Origin of the sequence: Enterobacter sp. BNK-16 (genome assembly GCF_048684955.1) — a bacterium.
GTDB lineage: Bacteria > Pseudomonadota > Gammaproteobacteria > Enterobacterales > Enterobacteriaceae > Enterobacter > Enterobacter bugandensis.
Genome location: NZ_JBLQTQ010000001.1, coordinates 2,612,369 through 2,633,258, shown reverse-complemented (window position 1 = coordinate 2,633,258; position 20,890 = coordinate 2,612,369). Strand labels below are relative to the sequence as shown.

The 20,890-nt window shown below is 58.9% G+C and carries 20 protein-coding genes; 9 read left to right on the top strand and 11 right to left on the bottom strand.

Going from position 1 to position 20,890, the window contains the following annotated elements; genetic code table 11:
- Window positions 1–17: 17 nt before the first annotated feature.
- A complete protein-coding gene (locus ACMGGH_RS12570) occupies window positions 18–569 on the bottom strand; it encodes a TetR/AcrR family transcriptional regulator (RefSeq protein ID WP_028012492.1) in 552 nt (183 codons plus the stop codon).
- A gap of 81 nt (window positions 570–650) precedes the next feature.
- Between ACMGGH_RS12570 and ACMGGH_RS12565 the strand changes: the two genes are divergently transcribed.
- Window positions 651–1,865, top strand: a complete 1,215-nt coding sequence (locus ACMGGH_RS12565) for an MFS transporter (protein WP_041910681.1) — start codon at window positions 651–653, stop codon at window positions 1,863–1,865.
- Complete coding sequence (locus tag ACMGGH_RS12560) at window positions 1,855–2,667, top strand: Cof-type HAD-IIB family hydrolase (RefSeq protein WP_059355492.1); 813 nt, start codon at window positions 1,855–1,857, stop codon at window positions 2,665–2,667. The genes ACMGGH_RS12565 and ACMGGH_RS12560 overlap by 11 nt, the downstream gene beginning before the upstream one ends.
- Before the next feature lie 56 nt (window positions 2,668–2,723).
- On the opposite strand, the gene ACMGGH_RS12555 is transcribed toward ACMGGH_RS12560, so the two are convergent.
- On the bottom strand, window positions 2,724–3,956 hold the full coding sequence (locus ACMGGH_RS12555; protein WP_048960865.1) for an MFS transporter: 1,233 nt from the start codon (window positions 3,954–3,956) through the stop codon (window positions 2,724–2,726).
- Window positions 3,957–4,124: 168 nt separating this feature from the next.
- Between ACMGGH_RS12555 and ACMGGH_RS12550 the strand changes: the two genes are divergently transcribed.
- The 3 genes from ACMGGH_RS12550 (at window position 4,125) to deoR (ending at window position 6,294) form a co-directional block, all read left to right on the top strand.
- Window positions 4,125–4,853 carry a phosphatase PAP2 family protein gene (locus tag ACMGGH_RS12550; RefSeq protein ID WP_047368172.1) on the top strand — a complete coding sequence of 243 codons (729 nt, stop codon included), beginning with the start codon at window positions 4,125–4,127 and terminating at the stop codon, window positions 4,851–4,853.
- A gap of 7 nt (window positions 4,854–4,860) precedes the next feature.
- Window positions 4,861–5,469: an undecaprenyl-diphosphate phosphatase gene (ybjG, locus tag ACMGGH_RS12545; RefSeq protein ID WP_193359471.1), complete on the top strand. Its 609-nt coding sequence runs from the start codon at window positions 4,861–4,863 to the stop codon at window positions 5,467–5,469.
- 66 nt (window positions 5,470–5,535) lie between these two features.
- Window positions 5,536–6,294: a DNA-binding transcriptional repressor DeoR gene (gene deoR / locus ACMGGH_RS12540; protein ID WP_047368171.1), complete on the top strand. Its 759-nt coding sequence runs from the start codon at window positions 5,536–5,538 to the stop codon at window positions 6,292–6,294.
- Between the two features lie 39 nt (window positions 6,295–6,333).
- Here deoR and dacC read toward each other — a convergent pair whose 3' ends face one another.
- On the bottom strand, window positions 6,334–7,539 hold the full coding sequence (gene dacC, locus ACMGGH_RS12535) for a serine-type D-Ala-D-Ala carboxypeptidase (protein ID WP_045260004.1): 1,206 nt from the start codon (window positions 7,537–7,539) through the stop codon (window positions 6,334–6,336).
- A gap of 240 nt (window positions 7,540–7,779) precedes the next feature.
- Here dacC and ACMGGH_RS12530 point away from each other — a divergent pair, with 240 nt between their 5' ends.
- Window positions 7,780–8,406, top strand: coding sequence for a glutathione S-transferase family protein (locus ACMGGH_RS12530; protein WP_045259989.1), 627 nt, complete (start codon window positions 7,780–7,782; stop codon window positions 8,404–8,406).
- On the opposite strand, the gene ACMGGH_RS12525 is transcribed toward ACMGGH_RS12530, so the two are convergent.
- Entirely contained in the window at window positions 8,407–9,525 is a 1,119-nt protein-coding gene (locus tag ACMGGH_RS12525) for a PQQ-dependent sugar dehydrogenase (protein WP_232948020.1), read from the bottom strand. It abuts the gene before it with no gap.
- A 108-nt stretch (window positions 9,526–9,633) separates the two neighbouring features.
- A complete protein-coding gene (bssR, locus tag ACMGGH_RS12520; protein ID WP_047368169.1) occupies window positions 9,634–10,017 on the bottom strand; it encodes a biofilm formation regulator BssR in 384 nt (127 codons plus the stop codon).
- A gap of 216 nt (window positions 10,018–10,233) precedes the next feature.
- On the opposite strand from bssR, the gene rimO reads away from it, so the two are divergent.
- Entirely contained in the window at window positions 10,234–11,559 is a 1,326-nt protein-coding gene (gene rimO / locus ACMGGH_RS12515) for a 30S ribosomal protein S12 methylthiotransferase RimO (RefSeq protein ID WP_041910688.1), read from the top strand.
- Between the two features lie 63 nt (window positions 11,560–11,622).
- On the opposite strand, the gene gsiD is transcribed toward rimO, so the two are convergent.
- Genes gsiD through iaaA form a run of 5 tightly spaced genes read right to left on the bottom strand, consistent with a single transcriptional unit; the run spans window position 11,623 to window position 17,845 of the window.
- The gene (gsiD, locus tag ACMGGH_RS12510) at window positions 11,623–12,534 is read right to left on the bottom strand and encodes a glutathione ABC transporter permease GsiD (RefSeq protein ID WP_028012480.1); all 912 of its coding nucleotides are present in this window, start codon (window positions 12,532–12,534) and stop codon (window positions 11,623–11,625) included.
- Window position 12,535: 1 nt separating this feature from the next.
- Window positions 12,536–13,456, bottom strand: coding sequence for a glutathione ABC transporter permease GsiC (gene gsiC, locus ACMGGH_RS12505; protein ID WP_045630942.1), 921 nt, complete (start codon window positions 13,454–13,456; stop codon window positions 12,536–12,538).
- Window positions 13,457–13,461: 5 nt separating this feature from the next.
- Window positions 13,462–15,000, bottom strand: a complete 1,539-nt coding sequence (gene gsiB / locus ACMGGH_RS12500; protein ID WP_232948019.1) for a glutathione ABC transporter substrate-binding protein GsiB — start codon at window positions 14,998–15,000, stop codon at window positions 13,462–13,464.
- 23 nt (window positions 15,001–15,023) lie between these two features.
- A complete protein-coding gene (gene gsiA / locus ACMGGH_RS12495; protein WP_232948018.1) occupies window positions 15,024–16,895 on the bottom strand; it encodes a glutathione ABC transporter ATP-binding protein GsiA in 1,872 nt (623 codons plus the stop codon).
- Window positions 16,896–16,906: 11 nt separating this feature from the next.
- A complete protein-coding gene (iaaA, locus tag ACMGGH_RS12490) occupies window positions 16,907–17,845 on the bottom strand; it encodes a beta-aspartyl-peptidase (RefSeq protein WP_045260003.1) in 939 nt (312 codons plus the stop codon).
- Between the two features lie 188 nt (window positions 17,846–18,033).
- On the opposite strand from iaaA, the gene moeA reads away from it, so the two are divergent.
- Together moeA and moeB are read left to right on the top strand one after the other, a co-directional pair.
- Window positions 18,034–19,266 carry a molybdopterin molybdotransferase MoeA gene (gene moeA, locus ACMGGH_RS12485; RefSeq protein WP_232948017.1) on the top strand — a complete coding sequence of 411 codons (1,233 nt, stop codon included), beginning with the start codon at window positions 18,034–18,036 and terminating at the stop codon, window positions 19,264–19,266.
- A 1-nt stretch (window position 19,267) separates the two neighbouring features.
- Window positions 19,268–20,020, top strand: coding sequence for a molybdopterin-synthase adenylyltransferase MoeB (moeB, locus tag ACMGGH_RS12480; protein ID WP_232948016.1), 753 nt, complete (start codon window positions 19,268–19,270; stop codon window positions 20,018–20,020).
- Between the two features lie 89 nt (window positions 20,021–20,109).
- Here the strand turns inward: moeB and fsa are convergent, their stop codons facing one another.
- Complete coding sequence (gene fsa / locus ACMGGH_RS12475) at window positions 20,110–20,772, bottom strand: fructose-6-phosphate aldolase (RefSeq protein WP_028012473.1); 663 nt, start codon at window positions 20,770–20,772, stop codon at window positions 20,110–20,112.
- Window positions 20,773–20,890 lie beyond the last annotated feature (118 nt).

Sequence of the window (20,890 nt, the reverse complement as noted above, 5' to 3'; positions counted from 1 at the left end):
GGCAGGGCGAGTGATGCCTAAGGGTTCCCCTCGCCCGCAATTCTCCCCACCATCGCCCGAATTTCCTCCCGGCTTAATGGCTCTCGGTCAGTCACATAGTGCAGCGTCATCCCTTCGATGAAGGCATCCAGCGCACGGGTGGTGACCGGGTCGAACCACTGCTCCAGCGTGGTCTGGCTCATTTTCATCCAGTCCTGCATCACCGTTTTGAGCGCCGCGCTGCGGTGCATAAAGGCGTAAAGCTGATACATCAGCGCCATGTTGTGCGGCGTGGTCACCTGCGAGCTGTGGATCAGAGTGGTGATGGATTCACACGCCATCTCCGGCCCGGTGACGCCCGCGAAGAAATCCCGGTACTGCTGCGACATCTGCCGGGTAAACCACGTGAAGGCCTCCTCCAGCAGCGGCTCCATGCCGTCGAAATAGTAGGTCATTGACCCCAGCGGCACGCCCGCGCAGGTGGCGATTTTGCGGTGCGTGACGGCGTGAATCCCGTGTTCGGCAATGGTATCCAGCGTCGCCTGGAGAATTTTTTCACGTCGATGCGGATCGTTCGGTGGTCTGCTCATAAATTCCTCACCTGGTTTGTGTACAAATGTACACAAACTTGCTAGTGTTGTCGCTACTGTTGTACTTCTGGTGCTACCCCAATGACGCTGACCTCTTCCCGCAACGCCCTGCGACTACGCATGTGGGCATTGTTTATGTTCTTCTTTATTCCCGGTCTGCTGATGGCCTCCTGGGCCACACGTACGCCCGCCATTCGCGATATTTTGTCCGTCTCTACCGCGGAGATGGGCATCGTGCTGTTCGGTCTGTCGATAGGCTCCATGAGCGGTATTCTCTGCTCCGCGTGGCTGGTGAAGCGCTTTGGCACGCGGGCGGTGATCCGCACCACCATGTGCTTCGCGGTAATTGGGATGATCGTGCTAAGCGTGGCGCTGTGGTTTGCTTCGCCGGTGCTGTTTGCGCTGGGGCTGACGGTGTTTGGCGGCAGCTTCGGTTCGGCGGAGGTAGCGATAAACGTTGAAGGGGCGGCGGTCGAGCGCGAGATGAACAAAACCGTGCTGCCCATGATGCACGGATTTTACAGCCTCGGCACGCTCGCCGGTGCGGGCGTCGGGATGGCGCTGACGGCCTTTGGCATGAGCGCGAATCTGCATATCCTGCTGGCGGCGCTGGTATGCATCATTCCGATCCTGACCGGCATTCGGGCGATCCCGAACGGTACCGGCAAGAATTCCGCTGAAGAACAGCATTCGACGGAAAAAGGGCTGCCCTTCTACCGCGATTTCCAGCTGATGCTCATCGGCGTGGTGGTGCTGGCGATGGCCTTCGCGGAAGGTTCTGCCAACGACTGGCTGCCGCTGCTGATGGTGGACGGCCACGGCTTTAGTCCGACCTCCGGCTCGCTGATTTACGCCGGGTTTACGCTGGGGATGACCGTAGGGCGCTTCACCGGCGGCTGGTTTATCGACCGCTACAGCCGCGTGGCGGTAGTGCGCGCCAGCGCCCTGCTCGGCGGCCTGGGTATCGCGATGATCGTCTTTGTGGACGTGGACTGGATTGCCGGAGTCTCGGTCATCCTCTGGGGTCTGGGCGCGTCGCTCGGCTTCCCGCTGACTATTTCGGCCGCCAGCGACACCGGCCCGGATGCCCCGACCCGCGTCAGCGTGGTGGCGACCACGGGCTACCTCGCCTTCCTGGTCGGGCCGCCGCTGCTCGGTTTCCTCGGTGAGCACTACGGGTTGCGCAGCGCCATGCTGGTGGTGTTAGGGTTGGTGATTATCGCGGCGCTGGTGGCGCGCGCGGTGGCAAAGCCGGAAACGGAACAAACGTCAATGGAGAAGGGATATGAGCGTTAAACTGATCGCCGTCGACATGGATGGCACATTCCTGAGTGATGCCAAGACCTATAACCGCCCGCGCTTTCTGGCGCAATATGCGCGCATGAAGGAGCAAGGCATTCGCTTTGTTGTCGCCAGCGGCAACCAGTATTACCAGCTGATCTCGTTCTTCCCGGAGATCGCGCATGAAATTGCCTTTGTTGCCGAAAACGGCGGCTGGGTGGTCGATGCCGGGGAAGATGTGTTCAACGGCGAGCTGACAAAAGCGCATTTCAGCACCGTGGCCACCGTCTTAAACGATGTTCCCGGCATTGAGATTATCGCCTGCGGGAAAGGCAGCGCCTACACGCTTAAAGCCTATGACGATGCCTTCATTGATATCGCGTCAAAATATTATCACCGCCTCGAAAGGGTGCAGGATTTCAACAGCCTGAACGACATCTTCTTCAAGTTCGGGCTCAACGTTTCCGATGACGAAATTCCGCGCATTCAGGCGCTGCTGCATGAAAAGCTAAGTGACATTATGGTGCCCGTCACCACCGGTCACGGCAGCATTGACCTGATTATCCCCGGCGTGCATAAAGCCAACGGCCTGCGGATCCTGCAAACGCGCTGGGGCATCGAGGACAGCGAAGTGGTGGCCTTTGGTGATAGCGGCAACGACGTGGAGATGCTGCGTCAGTCCGGGTTCAGCTTTGCGATGGCAAATGCCAAACCGCATATTAAAGCGGAGGCGCGCTTTGAAGCACCGCATAATAACGAGGAAGGCGTTTTAAACGTGATTGAGAAGGTGTTGAACGGGGAGGCACCGTTTAATTGACCGCGTGCGGTCTGGCGGCCTCGCCCCTCTCCCCAAAGGGGAGAGGGAAAAAAAGATTATGGTTGCAGGGCGTTTCCGACACGTTTGTCCTTCAGGAATACCACCATCAGGCCAACCCACAGCACGCCGTTGGCGAGGTTAAACAGGCTGAACAACCCGTTGCCGCCCAGCGCGTAAGCGTGCTTGCTCACCTCGATACCGACGGTAAAAATCAGCATCTGCAGCATGCCCATCGCCGCAGAGACCGTACCTTTACTCATCTCGCTCGCAAATAGGGTCAGGCGCACCAGGCCAGCGTTCGCCACACCAATTCCGAAGGCATAAATGCTCAGCCCCGCCGTCATCCACAGGTAGGCGTGGGATGACGCGACGGTCGCTACCGCCGCCAGAATCAGCCCTGCCGCAATCGGCCAGCCGCCCATGATAATCAGTGAACGCACGGTGCGGCGAGACGTCAGACGGGCCAGTACCAGGTTACCGATAATCAACGCGCCAAAGATCGGCACCTGCAGCAGGCCGTACTCGTAGCTGCTGAGCTTTTCACCGCTGATGATAATAACCGGTGACTGCGCGATCCACGCCAGCAGAGGCAGGCTAACGAATCCGGTCGCCAGCGCCCCCGCCACAAAGCGGCCATTTTGCAACACTGCTTTGTAATCCCGGCCCAGCTCTTTCAGCGAGAGTTTTTCGCCCAGACGGGTAGCCGTTTCCGGCATCGCGCGGTGCAGGCCGAAGAACGCGATGGCGGCGAGAACAGCAAAGAGCACAAACATCCCTTCCCACGGCGCAACGTGCACCCACGCTGCCCCCACCAGCGGCCCGAGTAAGGGGGCGATCAGCGCCACGTTAGCCATCAGCGCGGTAATTTTTATACACACCGCCTCCTCAAACGACTCCTGGATGGCGGCATACCCCACGGCGCCGATAAAGCACAGGCTCACCCCCTGCAGGAAACGCAGCAGGGTAAATTGTTCAATGTTTTGCGCCAGCAGCGTGGCGAGGCAGGTAACGATAAACCACACCACGCCCGTCAGCATCACCGGACGGCGGCCAATACGATCCGACAGCGGGCCTAACAGCCACTGCAAAAACATGCCGCCAGCCAGATAGGCGGTCATGGAGGTCGGCACCCACTCGATTCCCGCGTTGTACTGCTCCACAACGGCCAGCATACCGGGCTGGATCATATCGTTGCCGATATAGGTAGAGAATTCGTAGAGCACCAGACACAGAGGGAAAAGCAACGCCTGACGACCCAGACGTGAACCAGAAGAAGAACGGTTTAACATGCAATCTCTTTATAATGACAAAATCGCGACGAGTTTAATGAAATGCCGTAATCCGAGATAGTGATTTATCGAGGAGAAACAGAAATAAAGCACATATCGTCTTCGTTTAAGGTTTCCTTAAGTTGACAGATTTATGATAGCGCGATTACTCGTCACTGATCCCTAATTATGGCACTCACTTCCAGCCGTTCAGAATTGTCTAACTTACAGACTAATAAGACAAAACAGCTTTACCGCTTACCGTCCCGCTTTTATGGTTATCAGCTTTTGGTGCTAGTAGCGCTTGCCGTGGTGTTTACGTGGCTATCGCGCGATGAAGCGCTCGACAGATGGATCACCGGTTTTTGGTATGACGCGGCGACACAGACTTTCCCGCTGCAGAAAGACCACCTGCTGGATCTGCTGAACCATCGTCTGGCGAAGTACATTGCGATTGCCTTAGGCGCCGTGGCGCTGCTTTACGGCGCTTACAAACGTAACGCAAGGCTTGTCACAGCCGCGCTGCTGATGGGGCTTGGCGCGCTGGTGGTCGGCGTGCTGAAAAGCATCAGCCACCACAGCTGCCCGTGGGATCTGGTGGAATATGGCGGTAAGGCCGTGTCTTACCCCCTGTTCAGTGCTGTTCCGGCAGACAGCGGTCCGGGCCGCTGCTTCCCGGGTGGCCATTCTTCCAGCGGCTTTATGGTGATGGGGCTGTTTTTTGCCTTCTGGCGCGAGCGTCCGCGTCTCGCCTGGAGCTTTGTGGTCCTTGGCGCGGTTCTGGGTCTGGCGATGGGCTTCGGCCAGGTGATGCGCGGGGCACATTTTTTCTCTCACAACCTGTGGGCCGGGTGGTGGGTCTGGTTTTCCCAGGTGGCGGTCTACGGGCTGGTTTCCACCCGGTTTGCAAAAGAGTGATTACGCTATGCTAGAGAATCTGAATTATCAGCTGTTTTATCTGATCAACGCCACCCCGGCCTCGCCAGAGTGGATGATTGATTTTGCCACCTTTCTGGCGAAAGACCTTATCAGCATCGTGCCTGCGCTGGCTGCCATTCTCTGGCTGTGGGGGCCGCGCAGCCAGGTTAAGGCTCAGCGCCAGCTGGTGATCAAAGTCGCGATGGCGCTCGGGGTAAGCGTGCTGGTCAGCTATCTTCTCGGCCACGCGTTCCCGCACGATCGTCCTTTTGTCGATCGCATTGGCTACACCTTCCTGCACCACGCGCCGGATGACTCTTTCCCGAGCGATCACGGTACGGTTATCTTCACCTTCGCGCTGGCTTTCCTGTTCTGGCATCGCCTGTGGTCGGGTGCGGTGCTGATGGTGGCCGCTGTGGCTATCGCCTGGTCGCGCGTCTATCTTGGCGTCCACTGGCCGCTGGATATGGTGGGCGGTTTCCTGGTGGGGCTGATTGGCTGCGTGAGCGCGGCTATCCTGTGGAATCTCTTCGGTGAGGCGCTCTACCGCGGGCTCTCTTCGCTCTATCGCGCCATTTTTGCCATCCCGATCCGTAAGGGCTGGATACGTGACTAATCCCAACCGGACAGGTTACACTGAGCCCCCGCCCTGCGGGGGCTCACTTTTTTATCCCGAGGAACTATGGAAACACGACGCGATGACCGCATTGCTCAGTTGCTGCAGGCGCTGAAGCGCAGCGATAAGCTGCATCTGAAGGAAGCCGCCAACCTCCTCGGCGTCTCAGAGATGACCATTCGTCGCGATCTGAACAGCGACAGCGCCCCCGTGGTACTGCTGGGCGGGTACATCGTCCTTGAGCCGCGCAGCGCCAGCCATTATCTGATCAGCGACCAGAAGACGCGTCTGGTTGAAGAGAAGCGCAAAGCCGCGCGCCTTGCGGCCACGCTGGTTCAGCCGCACCAGACGCTGTTTTTTGACTGCGGCACCACTACGCCGTGGATTATCGAAGCCATTGACAGCAGTATTCCCTTTACCGCCGTGTGCTACTCCCTGAACACCTTTCTGGCGCTTCAGGAGAAACCCGAGTGCCGGGTAATCCTCTGCGGCGGCGAGTTTCACGCCAGCAACGCCATCTTTAAGCCGCTTAACCTGCAGGACACGCTTAGCAATTTATGCCCGGACATCGCGTTTTATTCTGCCGCAGGCGTGAACGTGCGCCAGGGTGCAACCTGCTTTAATCTGGAGGAGCTGCCGGTCAAGCACTGGGCGTTAAATGCCGCGCAGTATCATGTGCTGGTGGTCGATCACAGCAAGTTTGGCAAGGTGCGTTCGGCAAGAATGGGCGAGCTGGCGCAGTTTGACGCCATCGTCAGCGATTGCCGCCCCGATGACGAGATTGTGGCCCATGCAAAGGCACAGCAGGTGAAGTTGATGTATTGAGGTTATGCCGGGTAAGCGCAGCGCCACCCGGCATAAAACTTAACTAAACCAGCTGCCAAACCAGCTATGGAATTTCATTAACACGAAATCCCACATCCGGCTGAAGAAGCCGCCCTCTTCCACCGCTTCCATCACAATCAGCGGACGCTGTTCAATCGACTTGCCGTTTAGCTGGAAATCAATCGTCCCGACCACCTGGCCTTTTTTCAGCGGCGCGGTGAGCTGCGGGTCGGTCAGGGTATAGCTTGCTTTCAGGTTTTTCAGCTGACCGCGTGGAATGGTCACGGAACCGGCCTCACCCGCCCCCAGATTCACCTCGCTCTTGTCACCAAACCAGACGCGCTGGCTGACGAACGTGGCATCCGGTTTAATCGGCGTCACGGTTTCATAGAAGCGGAAGCCCCAGGTCAGCAGTTTTTCTGACTCGTTAAAGCGGATGCGGTCGGTTTTGGTGCCCAGCACCACCGAGATCAGGCGCATGTCGCCCTGCGTCGCGGAGGCCACCAGGTTGTAGCCCGCGCCGGCCGTAGTGCCGGTCTTCATTCCGTCCACGTTAACGTTGCTGCTCCACAGCAGGCGGTTGCGGTTCGGCTGGCGAATTTTGTTGAAGGTAAACTCTTTCTCTTTGTGGATGGCGTATTCATCCGGCACGTCGTGGATCAGCGCTTTTCCCAGCAGCGCCATGTCGCGCGCGGTACTGAACTGTCCCGGCGCATCCAGGCCGTGGACCGTTTTGAAGGTGGTGTTGGTTAAGCCGAGCTTTTGCGCATAGCCATTCATCAAACCAATGAAAGAATCCTGACTGCCGGCAACGTAGTCGGCCAGCGCGATACAGGCATCATTTCCCGACTGAATGATTACCCCTTTGTTCAGATCGGAGACGGAGACCTGATCGCCTGGCTTCAGGAACATCACCGACGAGCCCCGCAGCGCCGGGTTGCCGGTCGCCCAGGCATCCTTCCCGATGGTGACCATATCGTCCAGCTTGATCTTGCCCGCTTTTAACGCCTGCCCGACCACATAGCTGGTCATGATTTTGGTCAGGCTGGCCGGATCGAGTTTCTCATCCGCATTGCCTTCCGCCAGCACCTTACCGCTGGAATAGTCCATCAGTATCCAGGCGCGCGCGTCCACAGGCGGCGCTTCGGGCGCAGCCTGTTCAGCCGCGTAGAGTGTTGGTGCAAACAGGAAAAGAAGCGCAGAGCCTGCCGCCAGGCTGCGCAGAGAAGTCATTTTTCGCGTCATAAATGCCACCCGAGTGTCCATTCAAAAATTACGTCACATCACCGTGTCGCAAGAAGCGATGAGTAATAGCGCACTAAAACGGTTAAAGAAACCCAACGAGGGTAAAGTTATTAAAGTTTATGCAATAACATTCATTTACGCTTTGATTCAGGCGATTTTTTTGTCTTCTGTTGCGTAATTGTTAGGTTTATCTCACCATGGCAAAAAGCCGACCCGGATTCACACTCAACAGGAGTAAATATGATTACGCTGTGGGGCAGGAATAATTCGACCAACGTTAAGAAAGTGCTCTGGACGCTGGAGGAACTGGATTTACCGTTTAACCAAATCATGGCTGGCATGTCGTTCGGCGTGAACAAAGAGGCCGACTATCTGGCGATGAACCCGAACGGCCTGGTGCCGCTGCTGCGCGATGACGAAACAGACGCAACCCTTTGGGAGTCCAACACCATTGTGCGTTACCTCGCCGCCCAGTACGGTCTTGGCCGCCTGTGGGTTGAAAACCCGGCACAGCGCGCGCAGGGTGAGAAGTGGATGGACTGGGCAAATCAGACGCTCTCTCCCGTTCACCGCGTGATCCTGATGGGGCTGGTGAGAACCCCTGAAGCCGAGCGTGACTACCCCGCCATTCATGCCGCGCAGGATGCCTGCGAAAACCTGTTTGCGATGATGGACGATGAGCTGGCGAAGCACGCCTGGTTCTCCGGCGATACGTTCGGCGTGGGGGACATTGCCGTAGCGCCGTTCGTCTGGAACCTGACCAACCTCGGTCTGAAATGGACGCCGCGCCCGAACCTTGACCGCTGGCTTAAGCAGCTTAGCGAGCGCCCGGCGTACCGTAACGTGGTGATGATCCCGGTTACCTGATTACACACCGGACGGGCTGACTTTTAACAGCTGCCCGTCCGTTTCGTCGGTCAGGACATACAGATAGCCATCCGGCCCCACCCGCACGTCGCGAATACGCTGCTCCCGGTCGCCCAGGATCCGCCCGTCCTCCGTCACCTTATTGCCGTCCACGCTCAGCACGATAACGTCCTTTTCCTTCAGCGCCCCAATAAACAGCTTGTTTTTCCACTGCGGGAACACGTCGCTATTATAGAACGCCATGCCGCTGACCGCGGGTGACACTTTCCAGACAAACAGCGGCTTTTCGGCTCCCTCAACGTGCTCGCCTTTGGCTTCCGGGATTTTCAGCCCGCTGTAGTTAATGCCGTGCGTTGCCAGCGGCCAGCCGTAATTTTTGCCCTTCTCCGGGATGTTGATTTCATCCCCGCCGCGCGGGCCGTGCTCGTTCAGCCACAGCGTGTCGCTCCACGGGTTCATCGCCATCCCCTGCGGGTTACGAATGCCGTAGGACCAAATTTCCGGCCGCGCGCCGGAGGTGTTCACAAAGGGGTTATCCGGCGGCACTTTACCGTCTTCGGTGAGGCGCACCACCTTACCCTGCAGCTTGTCCAGATCCTGCGCCGTCGGGCGCTGGTTGTTCTCGCCGAGTCCAATGAAGAGATACCCTTTGCCGTCGAACACCAGTCGCCCACCAAAATGGTTACCGGTAGAGAGTTTCGGCATCTGGCGGAACACCACCTGGAATCCCTCGATGCGGGAAAGATCGTCGCTCAGGCGACCATAGCCCACCGCCGTCCCGGCCTTGCCGTCACGCCCGGCTTCGGCGTAGCTCAGCCAGACGCGGCGCGACTTTTCAAAATCAGGCGCCAGCACAACGTCCAGCAGTCCTCCCTGGCCGTTCGCCCACACCTTCGGCACGCCGACAATGGGATCGGAAAGTCCTTTCCCGGCCTGCCAGCGCTTGAGCTGCCCGCCCTTAAGAGTGACCAGTAAACCGTCATTACCCGGCAGGAACGCCATCGACCAGGGGTGATCGAGTCGGTTTTGCAGCACCTCAACCTTTACCGCCTCTGGCGCAGCAAGAAGCGAAAACGGAATAAACAATGCAGGCAGGAAAATCAACGAGGATCGAGGCATAAAGCGCTCCTTTTTCGGCATATGGCATAAAGATTAGCCATTACCTCCGGGCGCGTTACCACTTTTACAAAAGCTTAATCAGATGGGGGGAGTTGCCTCCCCCCGAACTCAGTGCTGTGCAAGCGTCTCGTGCTTGTTAAGACACATGATGCAAAGAGAGAGCGTTGTCAGGCAGTTTTCAAGCTTCTCCGCGTTAACCGCGATAAAAGTCGGGCAGTCGTGGCGTCCGTTCATCAAACATACCCCTGCAATGGAGAGCACCTCAGCGGCGCGACGCAGCGCCATAAGCTCGCTTTCATCGTATTCCGCCTTCAGGGTCGGTGCTTTTTCACGCATGAAATTACACAGTTCAAACAGATTATCACGCAGATGTTCGCTTTCGCTGACTGACATATAGCCCTTTGCCTTCCTGAGCTGCAGATAGGCGGCCAGGTCGATTCGGGCGTTGATCAGCTTGTTAAGCAGATCGCGTTTCAGTCTGTCAACGGACATGCTATTTCCTCCTCTGTCAGCCATGTTGCACATTCAGAATAAGGTCATTTTTTGTACAGTTTAATGCCTGAGATCAATTATTCTTAACTGATTAACATTATTTACAATGTTACAACCTCGGCCTGGCGCATCCGCCTTGCAAAGAGTGTATAAATCCCCCGCGATACGCTGTAAAATCCCGCCCTGATAACTCCATAATTGATGAATTTTTAACCTATGAGCAATGTTACGCACCAGCCGAAAATCGGCTTCGTCTCCCTGGGCTGCCCGAAAAACCTGGTGGATTCAGAACGCATCCTGACCGAACTGCGCACCGAGGGCTATGACGTGGTGCCAAGCTACGACAACGCCGATATGGTGATCGTTAACACCTGCGGGTTTATCGACAGCGCGGTCCAGGAGTCACTGGAAGCCATCGGTGAAGCGCTGACCGAAAACGGCAAAGTGATTGTTACCGGCTGCCTGGGCGCGAAAGTGGACCAAATCCGCGAAGTGCACCCAAAGGTGCTGGAGATCACCGGCCCGCACAGCTACGAGCAGGTGCTGGAACATGTTCATCACTACGTGCCAAAACCAAAGCACAACCCGTTCCTGAGCCTGGTGCCGGAACAGGGCGTGAAGCTGACGCCGCGTCATTACGCCTACCTGAAAATTTCTGAAGGCTGCAACCATCGCTGCACCTTCTGCATCATCCCGTCCATGCGTGGCGATCTGGTGAGCCGTCCGATTGGCGAAGTGCTGGCGGAAGCGAAACGTCTGGCCGATGCGGGCGTGAAGGAGCTGCTGGTCATCTCCCAGGACACCTCAGCTTATGGCGTGGACGTCAAACACCGCTCCGGTTTCCACAACGGCGAGCCGGTGAAAACCAGCATGGTGGGCCTGTGCGAGCAGCTGGCTAAGCTCGGTATCTGGACGCGTCTGCACTACGTCTACCCGTACCCGCACGTTGACGATGTGATCCCGCTGATGGCGGAAGGCAAAATTCTGCCGTACCTGGACATCCCGCTGCAGCACGCCAGCCCGCGTATCCTGAAGCTGATGAAACGCCCTGGCTCCGTTGACCGCCAGCTGGCGCGCATCAAGCAGTGGCGTGAAATCTGTCCGGATCTGACCCTGCGCTCCACCTTTATCGTCGGCTTCCCGGGTGAAACCGAAGAAGACTTCCAGATGCTGCTCGACTTCCTGAAGGAAGCGCGCCTGGACCGCGTCGGCTGCTTCAAGTACAGCCCGGTGGAAGGTGCAACCGCCAACGAGCTGGCGGATCAGGTGCCGGAAGAGGTTAAGGAAGAGCGCTGGAACCGCTTCATGCAGCTGCAGCAGCAGATCTCTGCTGAACGTCTGCAGGAGAAAGTGGGCCGTGAGATCATGGTTATCATCGACGAAGTGGACGAAGAAGGCGCGATTGGTCGCAGCATGGCGGACGCCCCTGAAATCGACGGCGCGGTGTACCTGAACGGCGAAACCAACGTTAAGCCAGGTGATATTATTCGCGTGAAGGTTGAAAACGCGGATGAGTATGACCTGTGGGGTAGCCGGGTTTAATCTCACTGTACATCTTTTACAGGCCGGGTAAGGCGTAGCCGCCACCCGGCACATTTCACTGCACTACCCTTTAATCCTCGGATCCAGCGCGTCGCGCAGCCCATCCCCCAGCAAATTAAACGCCAGCACGGTCAGGAAAATCGCCAGGCTCGGGAAGATCGCCACGTGCGGCGCAATCACCATATCGGCCCTCGCCTCGTTCAGCATCGCACCCCACTCCGGCGTCGGCGGCTGTGCCCCTAACCCCAGAAACGACAGGCTGGCCGCCGAGATAATCGACACGCCGATACGCATGGTGAAATAGACCACGATGGACGACACCGTCCCGGGCAGAATATGGCTGAACAGAATGGTGGTATCGCTGGCCCCCATGCTGCGGGCGGATTCAATAAACGTCTGCTGTTTCAGCACCAGCGTATTGCCGCGCACCAGGCGGGCAAAGGCCGGAATCGAAAAGACCGCCACCGCGATAATGACGTTCGCCATGCCGCTGCCCATAATAGCGACAACGGCAATCGCCAGCAGAATGCCGGGGAAAGCAAACAGCACGTCGCAGATGCGCATGATGATGCGATCCCACCAGCCTTCATAATACCCGGCGACGAGCCCCAGCACGGTACCGATAGCCGCACCGATCAGCACCGCGACTACCCCGGCGGCGAGAGAAATTTGCGCCCCCACCAGCACGCGGCTGAAGATATCGCGGCCAAGCGAGTCCACGCCGAACCAGTGCAGCATTGAGGGGCCGTCGTTCAGGCGGTCGTAGTCAAAGTAGTTTTCCGCATCAAACGGCGCTACCCACGGCGCAACGATCGCCACGGCAATTAGCACCAGCACGAACAGCCCCGCCGCCATTGCGACCGGCTGACGGCGAAAACGTCGCCAGAATTCGGACCACGGGGTGCGGACATGCTCCGGTTTAAGCCCCGGCATCGCGTTCAAAACGGCCTGACGCCGCCAGTTCAACAATCGCATCTTACTTATACCTGATGGCCGGGTTAATGGCGGCGTAGAGCACGTCCACCACTAAGTTGATAAGAATAAACTCCAGCGAGAAAAGCAGGACTTCTGCCTGAATCACCGGGTAGTCGCGCATCTCGACGGAATCGACCAGCAGGCGCCCCAGCCCCGGCCAGTTGAAGACCTTTTCCACGACGATAGAGCCACCCAGCAGGAAACCAAACTGCAGCCCCATCATCGTCACCACCGGGATCATCGCATTGCGGAACCCGTGCTTGAGAATGACCCACTTCTCGCTGACTCCTTTCGCCCGCGCGGTGCGAATATAATCTTCGCTCAGCACGTCCACGAACGAGGCGCGGGTAAAGCGGGCCATCACCGCCGACACGGCAGCGCCCAGCGTCATGGAGGGCAGAATGTAATGCTTCCAGGTATCGGCCCCGACGGTGGGCAACCAGCCCAGTTCAACGGAGAAGATCTGCATCAGCAGCATCCCCAGCGCGAACGCCGGGAAGGAGATGCCGGTCACCGCCAGCGCCATGCCGAGCTTGTCCGGCCAGCGGTTGCGCCAGACGGCCGCAATAATCCCCGCGCCCAGCCCAAACGCCACCGCCCAGCCCATGCTGGCAATCGTTAGCCAGAACGTGGGCATAAAGCGGCTGGCAATCTCCTCCGACACCGGACGCCTCGACACCATCGAGATACCAAAATCGCCCTGCAGAACGTTGCACATATAGTGCAGAAACTGCATATACAGCGGCTGGTCGAGGCCCAGCTGTTTACGCACCAGCTCAATGACGGTGGCATCCGCTTCGGGCCCGGCTACCAGGCGCGCCGGATCGCCCGGCAGCATATGGACAAACAAAAACACCAGCACCGCCACTATCAGCAGCGTCGGGATAAGCCCCAGCAGACGTTTACAAACATAATTCAGCATGAGGTTTATTTTAAATCCGCATCGTCAAAGCTAAAGCCGGTGTCCGGCATGATGTAGAACCCGGTCAGCGCTTTGTTATGGGCTGAGACCAGTTTCTCCACCACCAGCGGTACCCACGGCGACTCTTTCCAGATAATGTCCTGCGCGTCCTTGTAGAGGCGGGCTTTCTCTTCCGGTTTGGTGGTTTTCAGGGCATCGGCCAGGTCTTTGTCCACCTGCGGATTGCTGTAAAACGCGGTGTTGAACAGGGTTGGCGGCCAGTTCTGCGAGGCAAACAGCGGCGACAGCGCCCAGTCGGCTTCACCGGTCGAGGCGGTCCAGCCTGTGTAGAACATCCGCACGCCGCTCTCTTTCTGCCCTTTCCCCTCCACTTCTGCCGCACGCTGCCCGGCATCCATCGCGGTGACCTGCGCCTTAATCCCCACCTGCGCCAACTGCTGCTGGGTAAACTGCAGCACCTTCTGGGCGGTACTGTGATTGTGCGACGACCACAGCGTGGTGCTGAAGCCGTTCGGGAAACCCGCCTCTTTCAGCAGCTCGCGCGCTTTGGCCGGATCGTACGGCCACGGCTGATAGCTTTGCGCATACGCGATAGCCGGCGGCAGCACGCCGGTGGCCGGGGTGGCATAACCCGCAAAAGCGACCTTCACCAGCGCCTGACGGTTAATGGCATAGTTGATGGCTTCACGCACCTTCGGGTTATCGAACGGCTTCTGCGTGACGTTCATGCTGATGTAGCGCTGCATGATAGACGGGCTAGCAACCAGCTCCAGCTTGCTGTTTTTCTGCAGAATGGCGGCCTGCTCATACGGGATGGGGAAGGCAAACTGCGCCTCGCCGGTTTGCAGCATTGCCGCGCGGGTGTTGTTATCCACCACCGGGCGCCAGGTGATGGTGTCCAGCTTCGGCAGCCCCTGCTGCCAGTATCCCGCAAATTTTTTCACCTTCACGAAATCGGTCTGGTTCCAGGTGAGCAGCTCGTACGGCCCGGTTCCCACCGGGTGGAAGCCGATCTCTTTACCGTACTTTTTCAGCGCGGCGGGCGAGATCATCGCCGTCGCCGGATGCGCCAGAATATTGATAAACGCGGAGAATGGCTCTTTCAGGGTGATTTTTACCGTTGCCGGGTCGACTACCTCGGTGCTGGCGATATTTTTATACAGGTTATAGCGCTTGAGGCTGTTTTCAGGATTGCTGGCACGGTCGAGGTTGACCTTTACCGCCTCCGCATTGAAATCAGTCCCGTCCTGAAACTTCACGCCGGAACGGAGCTTGATGGTATAGACCAGCCCGTCGTCGGATACGGTGTACCCCTCCGCCAGCACATTTTTCAGCTTCATCTCTCTGTCGAGACCAAACAGCCCCTGATAGAACGATTTCGCCACCGCCTGGGAGAGCGTGTCGTTGGCGTCGTACGGATCGAGCGTGGTGAAGTTGGAGCCGACGGCGACCACCACGTCTTTGGCGGCGAACGCGGGGGCAGCGGCCAGGGCTGCCGTCACGCTCGCGGCTAACAACCATTTACGCGCTACAAATGTAACCATTGTGTTCTCCTGCCTGTTGTAAGTTATAACCGTGAGAAGGCATTGTCCTGGCGCGGCGGAGCCACGAAGTGGCCCGGACCAACCTCACGCAGCGTGACGCGCTCCACGGCTTCGCCCCGTTTACGAATGTTGCTCGGCATCTCATCCTGCAGCAGCACGCGCTGGCCGTGACGGTGCGCGGGATCGGCAACCGGCACCGCCGCAATAAGCTTGCGGGTGTAGGGGTGCTGCGGGTTCTCAAACACCGCCCTTCGCGGGCCAATCTCCACGATCTGCCCCATAAACATCACCGCCACGCGGTGGCTGATACGCTCTACCACCGCCATGTCGTGCGAGATAAACAGGAAGGCAATGCCCATATCCCGCTGTAAATCCAGCAGTAAGTTGATAATTTGCGCCCGGATCGAGACATCCAGCGCCGAGACGGATTCATCCGCAATCACCACCTTCGGGTTCAGCGCCAGCGCGCGGGCGATGCATATACGCTGCCGCTGCCCGCCGGAAAACTCATGCGGATAACGCCAGGCGTGTTCCGGCTTCAGGCCAACGCGCTCCAGCAGCCAGGCCACGCGACGCTGCGCCGCCTCGCCGTCGAGCAGGTTATGCACCCGCAGCGGCTCCATAATTGAGTACCCTACCGTATGGCGCGGGTCGAGAGAGGCATACGGATCCTGGAAGATAAACTGAATATCTCGTCGTATCGCCTGTAATTTATTATCTGGCAGGGTGTCGATACGTTCACCGTTAAAGGTTATCGTCCCCTCCTGGGTCTCCACGAGCCTGAGCAGCGCCCGCCCGGTGGTGGATTTCCCGCAGCCGGACTCTCCTACCAGCGCCAGCGTTTCACCCGGCCAGAGATCAAAACTGACGTTTTCCACCGCATGCACTTCGCGCTTCAGGCGGTTGAAAATTCCGCTGCGCAGCGGAAAGCGGGTCACCAGATTGCGCACTTCGAGTATCGGTTTGCCCGACACCACGGTGTCCTGCTCGCCTTCATCCTCCTGCGGCTCTGTCGCCTCCAGGGAAATCAGCGGAAAACGGCGCGGCAAATCGCTGCCGTTCATTGCCCCAAGCCGCGGCACCGCCGCCAGCAGCGCTTTGGTGTAAGGATGCTCGGGGGCATGGAAAATCTGCTCGACCGCACCGGTTTCCACAGCATTGCCCTTATGCATCACCAGCACCCGATCGGCGATGTCAGCCACTACGCCCATATCGTGGGTGATGAAAATCACTCCCATCTCCATCTCCTGCTGCAGCACTTTGATGAGCTGCAGGATCTGCGCCTGAATCGTCACGTCCAGCGCCGTCGTCGGCTCATCGGCGATCAGCACCGCCGGACGGCAGGAGAGCGCCATGGCAATCATCACCCGCTGGCGCATGCCGCCGGAAAGCTGATGCGGGTAGCGCCCCAGAATGGCCTGCGCCTCCGGAATGCGCACCAGCTCCAGCATGCGTCTCGCTTCCCTGAGCGCCTCATCGCCGCTCAGCCCCTGATGCAGCCGGATGGACTCGGCAATTTGCTCCCCGACCGGGAACACCGGGTTGAGCGAGGTCATCGGCTCCTGGAAGATCATCGCGATATCCGCCCCGCGCACGCCCTGCATCTGCGCGCCGCTCAGCTCGTTTAAATCGATGACCTGACGGTTACGGCGGCGCAGGAGCATTTTCTCGCTGCTGATTTGCCCGCCCGTCTTTTCCAGCAGGCGCATCAGCGCCAGCGCGGTGACCGATTTACCGGAGCCGGACTCGCCAACAATCGCCAGCGTCTCGCCGCGCCTGAGCGAGAACGATAAATTCTGTACTGCTGGGATGAACTGCCGCTCTTCCTGAAACGCAATATTCAGCTGATGGACAGCCAGCACCTCGCGGTTGTCCAGTTCTTCAGTGTGCGGCACGCGCTGCCCCCTTATTCACGATAGATGCCCGTGCTCGGCTCATCACCGGCATAACCCCAGGCGCGGTACATGCCTTCGCTGTTGAACGGCAGGGCCACGTTGCCCTCACGATCGACCGCAATCAGCCCGCCGACGCCGCCCAGGGCAGGTAATTTTTCCATCACCACGCGCTCGCAGGCCTCGCTCAGGCTTAAACCGCCGTAATCCATCAGCGCGGTGATGTCGTAGGCCGCGAGGGCGCGAATAAACACTTCCCCGGTGCCGGTACACGACACCGCCGCCGTGGCGTTATTGGCATAGCAGCCCGCGCCGGGCAGCGGGCTGTCGCCGACGCGTCCCGGCAGCTTGTTGGTCATGCCGCCCGTTGACGTCGCCGCCGCGAGGTTACCGGCTTTATCGAGCGCCACCGCGCCGACCGTGCCCATTTTGGTGGTTTCATCCAGCGGCGCAGTATGGTCAAGCTGCGTTATGCCCGCCGTACGGGCTTCCAGCAGCTGCTGATAGCGTTCTTCCGTGGAAAACAGATCCGGCGATACCGGTTCCATTCCGTGCTCAAAGGCAAATTTTTCCGCCCCGGCGCCCGCCAGCAGAACGTGCGGGCTCTCCTCCATCACCAGACGCGCCGCCAGCACCGGATTTCGCAGATGGCTCACGCCCGCCACGGCGCCCGCCTTCAGGGTGACGCCGTCCATCACGCAGGCGTCCAGCTCGTGGGTTTCATCCCGGGTAAAGACCGAACCTATTCCGGCATTAAAGAGCGGACACTCTTCCAGCAGGCGCACCGCCTCGGTGACCACATCCAGCGCGCTCTCGCCCGCTTCCAGCATTTTCTGGCCCGTTTCCACAATGGCGTACAGCGCGTCAATGTAGCGCTTTTCCTGCTCGGGACTGAGCTGTGCACGGGTGATTGCCCCTGCGCCGCCATGAATTGCGATTACCGCATTAACCATTCGCATCACCCGTTAGCCTGATTCGCGGCTTTTTCTATAAATATCATTATCGTCGATGAAACTTCAGATGATTTTTGAATATAGAAAGACGCAACAGTGATGTAAAGCGTACACCCATCGGGTCATACAGTTAGCCGCACTTTTCTGCCATAATGGGCGCTTTCGTTGTTACTCCGCAGGAGCCCACCATGGATTTTACCGCCGGACTGATGCCGCTTGAGACGGCACTCTCGCAGATGCTTGACCGTATTTCTCCGCTGCATGACGTTGAGACGCTGCCGCTTGTGCGCTGTTTTGGTCGTATTGCCGCGCGCGATATCGTCTCGCCGATGAACGTGCCGGGGTTCGATAACTCAGCGATGGACGGTTACGCGGTGCGCCTGGCCGATCTCCAGACGGGTAACGCCCTGCCGGTGGCGGGTAAAGCCTTTGCGGGCCAGCCGTTTAGCGGCGAATGGCCTGCTGGCACCTGCGTGCGCATCATGACCGGCGCGCCGGTTCCGCAGGGCTGCGATGCCGTGGTGATGCAGGAAGAGACCGAGCAGACCGGCGACGGGGTGCGTTTTACCGCGAACGTTAAAGCGGGCCAGAACATCCGCCGCACGGGCGAAGACATCACCCTCGGCGCGACCGTTTTTGCCGCCGGGCAGAAATTGACGGTAGGTGAACTACCGGTGCTGGCCTCGCTCGGCATCGCGGAAGTTGACGTTATCCGCAAGGTGCGCGTAGCGGTATTCTCCACCGGCGACGAGCTGCAGCTTCCGGGCCAGCCGCTGCAGGACGGCCAGATTTATGACACCAACCGCCTGGCGGTACACCTGATGCTGGAGCAGTTGGGCTGCGAGGTGATTAACCTCGGCATCATTCCAGACGACCCGGAAAAACTGCGCGCGGCGTTTATCGAGGCGGACAAATCCGCCGACGTGGTCATCAGCTCCGGCGGCGTCTCCGTGGGCGAAGCGGATTACACCAAAACCCTTCTTGAAGAGCTGGGCGAAATCGCCTTCTGGAAGCTGGCGATCAAGCCGGGCAAACCGTTCGCGTTTGGCAAGCTTCCGCACAGCTGGTTCTGCGGCCTGCCGGGTAACCCGGTCTCTGCGGCACTCACCTTCTACCAGCTGGCGATCCCGCTGCTGGCGAAGCTTTCCGGCAACAAGGCCAGCCCGCTGCCGGAACGCCTGCGCGTGCGTGCCGCTACGCGCCTGAAAAAATCACCGGGTCGTCTCGATTTCCAGCGCGGCATTCTGGCACGCGGCGCGGACGGTGAGCTCGAAGTGAGCACCACCGGACATCAGGGCTCGCACATTTTCAGCTCCTTCAGCCAGGGCAACTGCTTTATCGTGCTGGAGCGCGAGCGCGGCAACGTGGAAGCCGGCGAATGGGTTGAGGTAGAAAGCTTTAACCACCTGTTCGGAGGCTGACATGACGGTGGAGCTGAGCGACCAGGAGATGATGCGCTACAACCGCCAGATCGTGCTGCGCGGGTTTGACTTTGAGGGCCAGGAAGCGCTTAAGGCAGCCAATGTGCTGGTCGTCGGTCTCGGCGGGCTGGGCTGCGCCGCCGCGCAGTATCTTTCGGCGGCGGGCGTGGGCAGGATGACGCTGTTGGATTTCGATACCGTCTCGGTGTCCAACCTGCAGCGCCAGACGCTGCACAGCGACGCGACGGTTGGCCAGCCGAAAGTGGACTCTGCCCGCACGGCGCTGGCGCGCATCAACCCCAACGTTCAGTTCACCCTGATTGACGCGATGCTGGATGACGACGCGCTGTTCGCGCAGATTGCGCAGCACGATCTGGTGCTCGACTGCACCGATAACGTCGCCGTCCGTAACCAGCTGAACGCGGGCTGTTTTGCCCACAAAACCCCGCTGGTCTCCGGCGCGGCAATCCGCATGGAGGGGCAAATCAGCGTCTTCACGTACGCCGAGGGTGGACCCTGCTACCGCTGCCTGAGCCGTCTGTTTGGCGAGAATGCGCTGACCTGCGTCGAGGCGGGCGTGATGGCGCCGTTGGTCGGCGTGATTGGCTCCCTGCAGGCGATGGAAGCGATCAAAGTGCTGGCGCACTACGGCACGCCCGCAGCGGGGAAAATCGTGATGTATGACGCGATGACCTGCCAGTTCCGCGAGATGAAGCTGATGCGTAACCCGGGGTGTGAGGTGTGCGGAAGTTAAAGCAAACGGCAACCTTCAGGTTGCCGTTTTAGTGTTTGCTCTCTCTCCCTGTGGGAGAGGGTTGGGGCGAGGGCATCAGGCCGCCCCCGTCAGATAGACGTCCGTCCAAACGCCCCCTGCCAGTCCTGCTCAAACTTCACGATCGCCGCATCCACCGCAGGGGAAGTAATAAACTGCTGCGCGACGTCCAGCGGCAGCGTGATGGACTCGCACCCTGCCAGCAGGCAGTCCAGCGCCTGACGTGGGGTTTTAAAGCTCGCGGCCAGCACCTTTGACTGCGGCGCGTGCAGCGCCAACAGCTGCTGCAGTTCAATCACGGTCTGAATCCCGTCCCCGCCCTGCGCGTCCACGCGGTTAACGTAAGGGGCCACATACTCAGCTCCGGCCAGGGCGGACAGCATCCCCTGCGCGGCGCCATACACCGCCGTGCCCAGCGTCGGGATCCCTTCCGCTTTCAGCATCTTAATGGCTGCCAGCCCTTCTGCGGTCACCGGCACCTTCACCACCAGGTCGTTAATGATAGCGCGCAGCTTGCGCGCGTCTTCCACCATCCCTTCGGCGGTGGTTGCCATTACCTGCGCAAACAGACGGCCCTTACCGCCCAACGCGTCGTGCAGCGCGGGCAGCAGCTCGTCGAGCGGCGTTTTTCCTGCCGCCACAATGCTTGGGTTGGTGGTCACGCCCGCCAGCGGGAAGATACGCGCCAGCTTTTTGACTGCCGCAACGTCAGATGTGTCGAGATAAAGTTCCATGATGTCACCCTCAAAATTAGCCTGCACTTACCCTATCACGACAAAACCTGCTCAAGAGTTGACCTGCATCAAGATAACTTTCATTCGAAAGTAATTTAATCTTCATATGCAACTTGAG

Bases quoted from the DNA above. Each gene is read 5' to 3' on its own strand.
- ACMGGH_RS12570 (WP_028012492.1), bottom strand. From the start codon at position 569: ATGAGCAGACCACCGAACGATCCGCATCGACGTGAAAAAATTCTCCAG.
- rimO (WP_041910688.1), top strand. From the start codon at position 10,234: ATGAGCAATGTTACGCACCAGCCGAAAATCGGCTTCGTCTCCCTGGGC.
- ACMGGH_RS12530 (WP_045259989.1), top strand. From the start codon at position 7,780: ATGATTACGCTGTGGGGCAGGAATAATTCGACCAACGTTAAGAAAGTG.
- moeA (WP_232948017.1), top strand. From the start codon at position 18,034: ATGGATTTTACCGCCGGACTGATGCCGCTTGAGACGGCACTCTCGCAG.
- ACMGGH_RS12565 (WP_041910681.1), top strand. From the start codon at position 651: ATGACGCTGACCTCTTCCCGCAACGCCCTGCGACTACGCATGTGGGCA.
- gsiC (WP_045630942.1), bottom strand. From the start codon at position 13,456: ATGCTGAATTATGTTTGTAAACGTCTGCTGGGGCTTATCCCGACGCTG.
- gsiB (WP_232948019.1), bottom strand. From the start codon at position 15,000: ATGGTTACATTTGTAGCGCGTAAATGGTTGTTAGCCGCGAGCGTGACG.
- ACMGGH_RS12550 (WP_047368172.1), top strand. From the start codon at position 4,125: ATGGCACTCACTTCCAGCCGTTCAGAATTGTCTAACTTACAGACTAAT.
- bssR (WP_047368169.1), bottom strand. From the start codon at position 10,017: ATGTCCGTTGACAGACTGAAACGCGATCTGCTTAACAAGCTGATCAAC.
- ybjG (WP_193359471.1), top strand. From the start codon at position 4,861: ATGCTAGAGAATCTGAATTATCAGCTGTTTTATCTGATCAACGCCACC.
- moeB (WP_232948016.1), top strand. From the start codon at position 19,268: ATGACGGTGGAGCTGAGCGACCAGGAGATGATGCGCTACAACCGCCAG.
- fsa (WP_028012473.1), bottom strand. From the start codon at position 20,772: ATGGAACTTTATCTCGACACATCTGACGTTGCGGCAGTCAAAAAGCTG.
- iaaA (WP_045260003.1), bottom strand. From the start codon at position 17,845: ATGGTTAATGCGGTAATCGCAATTCATGGCGGCGCAGGGGCAATCACC.
- deoR (WP_047368171.1), top strand. From the start codon at position 5,536: ATGGAAACACGACGCGATGACCGCATTGCTCAGTTGCTGCAGGCGCTG.
- dacC (WP_045260004.1), bottom strand. From the start codon at position 7,539: ATGACGCGAAAAATGACTTCTCTGCGCAGCCTGGCGGCAGGCTCTGCG.
- ACMGGH_RS12525 (WP_232948020.1), bottom strand. From the start codon at position 9,525: ATGCCTCGATCCTCGTTGATTTTCCTGCCTGCATTGTTTATTCCGTTT.
- gsiD (WP_028012480.1), bottom strand. From the start codon at position 12,534: ATGCGATTGTTGAACTGGCGGCGTCAGGCCGTTTTGAACGCGATGCCG.
- ACMGGH_RS12560 (WP_059355492.1), top strand. From the start codon at position 1,855: ATGAGCGTTAAACTGATCGCCGTCGACATGGATGGCACATTCCTGAGT.
- ACMGGH_RS12555 (WP_048960865.1), bottom strand. From the start codon at position 3,956: ATGTTAAACCGTTCTTCTTCTGGTTCACGTCTGGGTCGTCAGGCGTTG.